We start from the raw sequence: 7,040 nt of genomic DNA on the forward strand, positions 1-7,040 counted from the left end.
CGGGCACTGGCCGACCTCGGCCGGTCCCTGCCCGCGGTGACCGCGGGGACGGAGGAGGCCCGCGCGACGACGACGGTGCACGACCTCGCCCGCGCACAGGCCGTGGTGCTGCGCACCTCCTCCGGCGCACTCGAGACCGACGACACCGCGGACGCCCGGGGACCGCGCGTGCTCACCGGACGTGACGTCGCCGCGGGTGCGGAACCCACCGCCCGGTTGGCCCGCACGGAACAGGAGGATCCGGTCCGGCTCGTGCCGGGCGACCTCGTGGTGCCGCTCGTGGCGGCGGGGGACGGCCGAACGAGGGCACGGGTGGTGGACACCGACGATCTGGTGCTCGGCCCGAACCTCCAGCTGATCCGCGTCGACCCGGAACAGCTCGACGTGCACTTCCTCGCGGGCCAGCTGCGCGCCGGGGGCAACGCCCGCGCGCGGAGCACGACGACGTCCGGGGTACACCGCCTGGACGTGCGGCGGATCGAGATCCCCGTGCTGCCGTTGGAGCGGCAACGCCGGCTGGGTGCGGTGTTCCGGCAGCTCGCGGAGTTCGACGCCACGCTGCACGACCTCGCCGCGACCGCGGACACGCTGACCCGGCAGCTCACCGACGGTCTGGCCTGGGGGGTGCTCGCACCCGGGGAGTGAACCACCTCGGGTCCGCGGCGGAACGCGGGCGGAGAACCCGAGGGCGCGGGAATGCGTGCGGCCCGTGCCCTGGGAAGTTCGGCAGAACCGGACGTTCGCACTCGGCTCCCGTTCCACGGTCGGCATCGGCGACTGTCCGGGTGGACGGACTTGCCGATCTCCCGGGACCTCGGCGATCGTGAAGGAAGCGGATCGATCCGCACTTTCTCCGCCGACGCGGGAAAGGAGCCACCATGTCTGCGCTCGACCTGACCGCGATCACTCTCACCCGCTCCCCGAACCCGAGCCGGTCGAACCGGGTCTGCCTGCCCGAGGCGGTGGCGTGGTTCGCCGACGAGGAGCACTCCACACAACCGGGCTGTGTCTCCACCGTGCTGTTGCGCACGGGCTCGGCCCTGTGCGCCCGGTTGCCGCACGACAAGCGCCAGGGCCTCAAGCGGTTCGTGCCCGGACTCGTCGACACCGCGGGGGACGGCTGCGACGAGGACCGTTCCCGGCTCGCCATGGACTGGCTGGTGCGGGTCTACCTGCCCACCTGGCTGGGTCCGGTGCCCGGCCTGGACCTGGCCGCGGCGAGCCTGACCGAGCACGCCCCGGTGCTCTCGGTCGCCGACGCCGCCGAGGCGATGTCCGGACCACGGGCCGCCGTCCGCCGGTCGCTGCACGGGCTGTACAACTCGGAACGCTGGCGCCACCACCGTGCGTACCGCACCGACCTCACCCTCGAACTGTCCCGCAGGCTCTCGGCCAACGCGGGGGACGCGGCCGTCGTCGGCACCATGGCGATCGCCCGGGAGTTCCTGCCCGAGTGCGGCAAACTGCGGTTGACGGTCGAGCAGGCGCTGCTGCTCGCCGTGTGCGGCCACACGACCGGGGATCCCGTCGTCCGTACGGCCGGGGACCCGGTCGACCGGGTCCTGTCCGACATCGCCGCCGGGATCGAGGACGCGGTGGTCGACCTGTTCGCCCGGATGATCGACGTGCGGCCCCCCGGTGACGGGGGCTGGCTCGCCGCCGACCCGGTCGAGGAGGCACGGCGCGTCCGGGAGTGCTGATACCGGGTCGGTTCCTCCATCCGGACGTGGTGCGGCCCCACCGTGTCGGAGGCCGCACCGCTTCTGAGGCTCCCCGACGCAACACACCATGCTGACCCATCAGGTGATGTGAGCCTGCTGTTTGACAAAACTTGAGTCCATGGATATAAAGAAACTGCACTACATCAAGGGATGCTCCGAGCGCGAGAAGGAGGATTCAACGATGCTGATGCGTACGGACCCGTTCCGGGAACTGGACCGGCTGGCCCAGCAGGTCTTCGGTGGGGACGGGACGAACACCCGGCCGACGGCGATGCCGATGGACGCCTACCGCGAGGGCGAGGAGTTCGTCGTACGGTTCGATCTCCCCGGGGTCGCCACCGAGTCGATCGACCTGGGCGTGGAGCGCAACGTGTTGACGGTCCGGGCCGAGCGCCGGGACGAGTTCGGCGAGAACGCCGACGTCCAGGTGGCCGAACGTCCGCGTGGGGTGTTCAGCAGGCAACTGTTCCTCGGCGACACCCTCGACACCGACAACATCTCCGCGCACTACGACGACGGTGTCCTGACGGTGCGGATCCCGGTCGCCGAGCGGGCCAAACCCCGCAGGATCGCCGTCACCGGCGGATCCGGGCGCACGACGATCGACGCATGAGGGGGGCGGCGGGCCCGTGGGACCGCCGCCCTTTCCCTGCTCCGGTCACCGGTGTGGTCGGCGGTGGATGCTGAACCGTCCACCGCCGGATCCGCAAGTCGTAATCGGCTCGGCACGTCGGCCGGGGCCCGGTCAGTCCTCCGGCAGCACGATCCAGAGCACCAGGTAGAGCACGAACTGCGGCCCGGGAAGCAGACAGGAGAGCACGAACAGCAGGCGCATGGTCCGCGGGCGCATGTCGAAGCGGCGGGCGAGGCCCGCACAGACTCCGCCGATCATCCTGTCGTCGCGTGATCTCCGCACGCCGGTCGTCGTCATGTCCCCAGTGTCGGCGGTGCGGCCCCCGCCGCGCATCAGGGACGACCCGGACCGCAACCCCGGGATCCCCGGCGCGGGGAGTCGCGCTCATCGCCCGGTGGTGCCGTCGCTCCGGCCGTCACCGGCCATTCTCCTCCCGGTCCTGTTCCCGGTGCGCCGTACGGACCCCCGGGTCCCGTTCCCCCTGCTGTTCGGACTCCTTCTGCTGCTCCCGTTCCTCCCGGTCTCGTTGCTCCCGGATCTCCCGGTCTCCCCGGTCCTGTTCCTCCTGCTGTTCCCCCTCCTGCCGATGCTCCTTCTCCTCCTGCTGTTGTTGCTCCTGCCGTTCCTGTTCCTGTCGTTCCTGTTCCTGCCGTTCCTGTTCCTGCCGTTCCTGTTCCTGCTGCTGCTCACTCTCCCGGCGTTCGCGCTCGCGTTTGCTGTAGGTCGCGCGGTGGACCGCCTGCTCGCTCTCCAGACTGGAACCGACCGCACCGGCGACCGTGCCCATCGAGGTGGACAGCCAGGCGAGAATGAGATAGCTGCCCGTATTCGCCGGATGCCCGAGAGTGCTCCCGAGGTAGTTCGGCTCGATCACCACGAACGCGCCCACGAGCGTGACGACGAACAGCGTCACGTACGCCGCCAGGACACCGAGGGAAAGCGTGAGCACGGTCGCGGCGTTGTAGAGCCAGGCCTTCTCCCGCAGCTCCTCCCGGGGCTGCCAGAGATTGTTGTAGTAGATGAGCCAGGCCACCATCGCCACCACGGCGAGAATGTTGATCACCAGGTGACGTATCGGGCTCAGCGAGTCCGCCAGGGTCCAGATACTGCTGTAGAAGATGCCGAACGCCGCCACGGCGAACCCGGCGGCCAGGGCCGTGGACAGCTCCGGAACCAACCGCCACGGCCGGTTGTCCCGCACCATCCCGGACAGCAGCCGTGCCCGTCCCCGCCAGCCGGTCAGGGCGAGAGCGGCCTCGATCTCCTCGGCCGGATTGTCGGTCCAGCGCACCGGGGTGAACCTGCCGCCCGCACGGTGCCGCATCCACTCGCCACCCCCGGACGACGTGCGGGCACGTCCCAGTTCGCCGACCAGGTAGATCAACGTGTCGCGCAACCGCTTGCTGATCCCGACCCCGCCGATCGCGGGCATGGAGATCAGCGCGGTGCTGTGTCCGATACTCAGGTCCGCGACCACCGGGGTGGTCCCCAGGCGCCGGGGCAGATCGGTCAGGAACACCACGAGATCCCACCCACGCGAGGGCAGGATCCGGTCGGCCAGCCGGACGATCGGCACGTTGCCGGTGGTGTCCAGCACCAGCGGCTGGCTGTGGTGCTCGACCTCCCAGTCGAAGTCTCCCGTGATGTGAGTCCGCAGGTCGCCGGCGAGCTCATCGGCCAGCGGGCCGAGGAAGTCGGTGGGCAGACCCGGGTCGGAGATGAGCCCGACCCTGACCCTCGGGCGTTCCCCGTCGCCGTCGCCTTCCCGGTCCGGGGTGTTTTCCGCGGGGTGCTCGGTCCGGGGAGTCTCGTCGTCCGTGTCACTCACCGGACGCGGCTACCCCGCCGGGCGGCCTCCTACTCGGCGCCCCGGACGACGGTGGGTCACCTCGCCGTTCCGGACGTCAACCGCTGAGCGGGCGGCCCGCCCCGTCCCGGGGCAGCGACGCCGCGCACACCGCCGCGACCACCAGTACGCCCGCCATGAGCACGAAAGCCGTGCCGTGCGGGCTCGCGGACACCGACTTCACCGCGGCTCGGCCCGCACCGTCCCCGTCCCGCGAGGGCAGCCCCGCCACGGCCACCAGCACGGCCAGACCGAGCGCACCACCCAGCTGTTTCGTCGTGTTCATCAGACCGGACGCGGCACCGGCGTCGGCGGTGGGGACATCCGCGGTGACCAGTGTCGTGGCCGGCGTGTTGAGCAGACCGGATCCCGTCGCGATCAGTACGGCGGGGCCGAGTATCCCCGCGACGTAGCCGCTACCGGGTTCGAGCAGGCTCTGCCACAACAATCCCGTCGCCGCGAGCAACGCACCGACCACCACCAGCGTGCGCGCGTCCGTCCGTCGCATCAGCCGCGGGGTGAGCACGACCCCGACGGCGATCGCGAGCAGCGTGTGCGGCAGGAAGCCGAGTCCCGTGGCCAACGGCCCCAAGCCGAGTACCTCCTGCATCGAGAACGACAGGAAGAACCACATCGGGATGAGGCAGGCGCCCGCGAACAGCAGGACGACGTTGCCGCGCGCGACGGACCCCGCACGCAGAACCCGTGCGGGCACCAGCGGGTTCCGGGCCAGGTTGCGCTCCCCGAGCGCGAACAGCACGAGCAGCCCCGTACCGGTCACCATCAGCGGCGCCGCGGCCCCCGCGAAAGCCCCGTCCGCACCGGCACGCACGATCCCGAGTGTCAGCGTCGCCAGGCCCGAGGTGGCCAGCACAGCGCCGGGAAGGCCGAGTGACGGCCGGGGTCCGCCGCGCCGGTCGGTGGGCAGCTTCCACAGCGCCGCGCCGACCGCCACGACACCGAGTGGCACGTTGATCAGAAGTGTCCAGCGCCACGACAGGAACTCGGTGAGCGCCCCGCCGAGGAGGTTGCCCGCGGTGCCGCCCGCCATGCCCACCGCCGCCCAGACCGCCAACGCCCGTGTCCGCCGGGGATCGCCCTCGCCGAACGTCGTCGTCAGCAGGGTCAGCGTCGCCGGGGACAGCAACGCCGCCCCGAGTCCCTGCACGGCTCGGGCGATCACGAGCGTGGTGTCCGACGACGCCGTCCCACCGAGCAGGCTCGCCGCCGAGAACAGCACCGCGCCCGCGGAGAACACCCATCCCCGGCCGTACACGTCGGCCATCCGCCCACCGGGCAGCAACAGTCCGGCGAACACCAGCGTGTAGGCGTTGACCACCCACTGCGCCTCCGCTCCGGAGAGCCCCAGTTCCGCCTCCACGGACGGCAGGGCCACGTTCACGATCGAGACATCGAGCACCACCATGAACTGTGCCGCGCACGCCAGGATGAGGATGATCAAGGCCAGCCTTCCTGATACAAACGTATCAAATACGCTTGTATCATAACCGGCGGAAGGAGTCACCGGTGCCGAGAGTCGTCGACCACGCACAGCGGCGCAGCCAGATCCTCGAGGCCCTGCTGCGCCTCGCGGGCCGGGCCGGACTGCCCGCCGTGACGATGCGTGCGGTCGCGACCGAGGCGGGGGTCTCCCTGCGGCTCGTGCAGTACTACTTCGCCACGAAGGGTGCGCTCCTGCACTCCGCACTGGAGACACTCGAACAACGCAGCCACCGCCGTTGGGCCGAGCGGATGGCCGCACTCCCCGCGGAGCACTCGACCCGGGACGTGGTGGAACAGTTCCTCGCCGAGGCGCTCCCCACCGACGACGAGAGCCGCGTGTTCCACCTCGTGTGGACGTCCTACGCGGTGCTCGCGATGACGGACGCGGACCTCGCCGCGCGGCCGTTCGTGGCGGGCCCGCACCGTCTGGAGCGCCAGCTCACCGACCTTCTGCGCACGGCCGGCGCGCGGGGCGAGATGCCCGGGACCCTGGATCCCGCGGAGGAGGCGACCCACCTGGTGTCGCTGGCCCACGGGCTCGGCACGAGCGTGCTCGTCGGGTTGCACGACGTCGGGGCCGCCGACAGGGTCCTGCGGTCCCACCTGGACCGGGTGCTGCCGAGAGATGCGGCGCGCACCCGGCGGTGAGCGGAGCCCGGTTCGGGACTCCGGGTCAGGGCTCGCGGCCGAGCGCGGCGAATCCGCAGGCCCGGGCGGCCCCGGCGTCCTCCCGATCGGACTCCGTCAGGGCGCATCCTCCGGGTTCGTCGTCCCCCGACCGCACGACCTACTCACACGTCAACCCGTCCGGGCTCTCGGGGGGCGGCGCGGTGCGGTCGGGCGTGCGGACGAGGAAACCGAAGTCCGCGGTCCGCCCCGGCTGAACCACGGCGTTCCATCCCGCGTCGCGCACCACGACCTCCGCGCCGTTCCGGGCCAGGGCGCCGTTCCACACCTGGGCGATCCCGTGGCCGGGTGGGGGCGTCCAACGCACGGTCCAGCCCGACAGCGGCGCCTGTCCCGAGGTCCGCACGGTGACCTCCGCCTGGTACCCGCCCGGCCAGGAGTTGACCACCCGGTCCGCGCCGTGCAGCCCGGCGCGGACCGGTCGGAGGTGTCCGTGCCGCCGGAGGACGCGGTGGGGGACGAGGGTGCGGCCCCACCCGGGGAATTCGGGGATCCGGCCGCGTCGGCGTCCCGACCGCCGTCCTCGCCGCCGCCGGTTCCCGACAGCACCGCACCGAGGACGACTCCGACGGTGACCAGCGTCACCGCGCCCAGTCCCGCGGCCACCCTCCCGCGGGGGAGCCCGGGCACCCGCCGGGGTAGCGGCAGC

General features: G+C 71.6%; 7 protein-coding genes and 1 pseudogene. 4 read left to right on the plus strand and 4 right to left on the minus strand.

Going from position 1 to position 7,040, the window contains the following annotated elements; genetic code table 11:
* The 3 genes and pseudogenes from SACHA_RS23745 to SACHA_RS0106300 form a co-directional block, all read left to right on the plus strand.
* A pseudogene (locus SACHA_RS23745) lies at nucleotides 1-645 on the plus strand (N-6 DNA methylase); the annotation flags it as partial.
* 233 nt (nucleotides 646-878) lie between these two features.
* Complete coding sequence (locus tag SACHA_RS0106295; protein ID WP_019808079.1) at nucleotides 879-1,700, plus strand: hypothetical protein; 822 nt, start codon at nucleotides 879-881, stop codon at nucleotides 1,698-1,700.
* Between the two features lie 202 nt (nucleotides 1,701-1,902).
* Nucleotides 1,903-2,334 carry an Hsp20/alpha crystallin family protein gene (locus SACHA_RS0106300; protein WP_019808080.1) on the plus strand — a complete coding sequence of 144 codons (432 nt, stop codon included), beginning with the start codon at nucleotides 1,903-1,905 and terminating at the stop codon, nucleotides 2,332-2,334.
* Between the two features lie 132 nt (nucleotides 2,335-2,466).
* Here the strand turns inward: SACHA_RS0106300 and SACHA_RS0106305 are convergent, their stop codons facing one another.
* The 3 genes from SACHA_RS0106305 to SACHA_RS0106315 form a co-directional block, all read right to left on the minus strand.
* Nucleotides 2,467-2,652, minus strand: a complete 186-nt coding sequence (locus SACHA_RS0106305; protein WP_019808081.1) for a PspC domain-containing protein — start codon at nucleotides 2,650-2,652, stop codon at nucleotides 2,467-2,469.
* 118 nt (nucleotides 2,653-2,770) lie between these two features.
* Nucleotides 2,771-4,183, minus strand: coding sequence for a hypothetical protein (locus SACHA_RS0106310; protein WP_019808082.1), 1,413 nt, complete (start codon nucleotides 4,181-4,183; stop codon nucleotides 2,771-2,773).
* A gap of 76 nt (nucleotides 4,184-4,259) precedes the next feature.
* Nucleotides 4,260-5,663 (minus strand): MFS transporter, encoded by a 1,404-nt coding sequence (locus SACHA_RS0106315; protein WP_019808083.1) that lies wholly within the window; start codon nucleotides 5,661-5,663, stop codon nucleotides 4,260-4,262.
* Nucleotides 5,664-5,728: 65 nt separating this feature from the next.
* On the opposite strand from SACHA_RS0106315, the gene SACHA_RS20625 reads away from it, so the two are divergent.
* On the plus strand, nucleotides 5,729-6,352 hold the full coding sequence (locus SACHA_RS20625) for a TetR/AcrR family transcriptional regulator (protein ID WP_019808084.1): 624 nt from the start codon (nucleotides 5,729-5,731) through the stop codon (nucleotides 6,350-6,352).
* Between the two features lie 139 nt (nucleotides 6,353-6,491).
* On the opposite strand, the gene SACHA_RS0106330 is transcribed toward SACHA_RS20625, so the two are convergent.
* Complete coding sequence (locus tag SACHA_RS0106330; RefSeq protein WP_232211824.1) at nucleotides 6,492-6,737, minus strand: cellulose binding domain-containing protein; 246 nt, start codon at nucleotides 6,735-6,737, stop codon at nucleotides 6,492-6,494.
* Between the last annotated feature and the right edge of the window lie 303 nt (nucleotides 6,738-7,040).

The sequence above is a fragment of the Saccharomonospora halophila 8 genome (assembly GCF_000383775.1).
GTDB lineage: Bacteria > Actinomycetota > Actinomycetes > Mycobacteriales > Pseudonocardiaceae > Saccharomonospora > Saccharomonospora halophila.

Excerpts from the sequence above, each read along its gene's own strand:
- SACHA_RS0106295 (WP_019808079.1), top strand. The coding sequence starts at position 879 with ATGTCTGCGCTCGACCTGACCGCGATCACTCTCACCCGCTCCCCGAAC.
- SACHA_RS0106300 (WP_019808080.1), top strand. The coding sequence starts at position 1,903 with ATGCTGATGCGTACGGACCCGTTCCGGGAACTGGACCGGCTGGCCCAG.
- SACHA_RS0106305 (WP_019808081.1), bottom strand. The coding sequence starts at position 2,652 with ATGACGACGACCGGCGTGCGGAGATCACGCGACGACAGGATGATCGGC.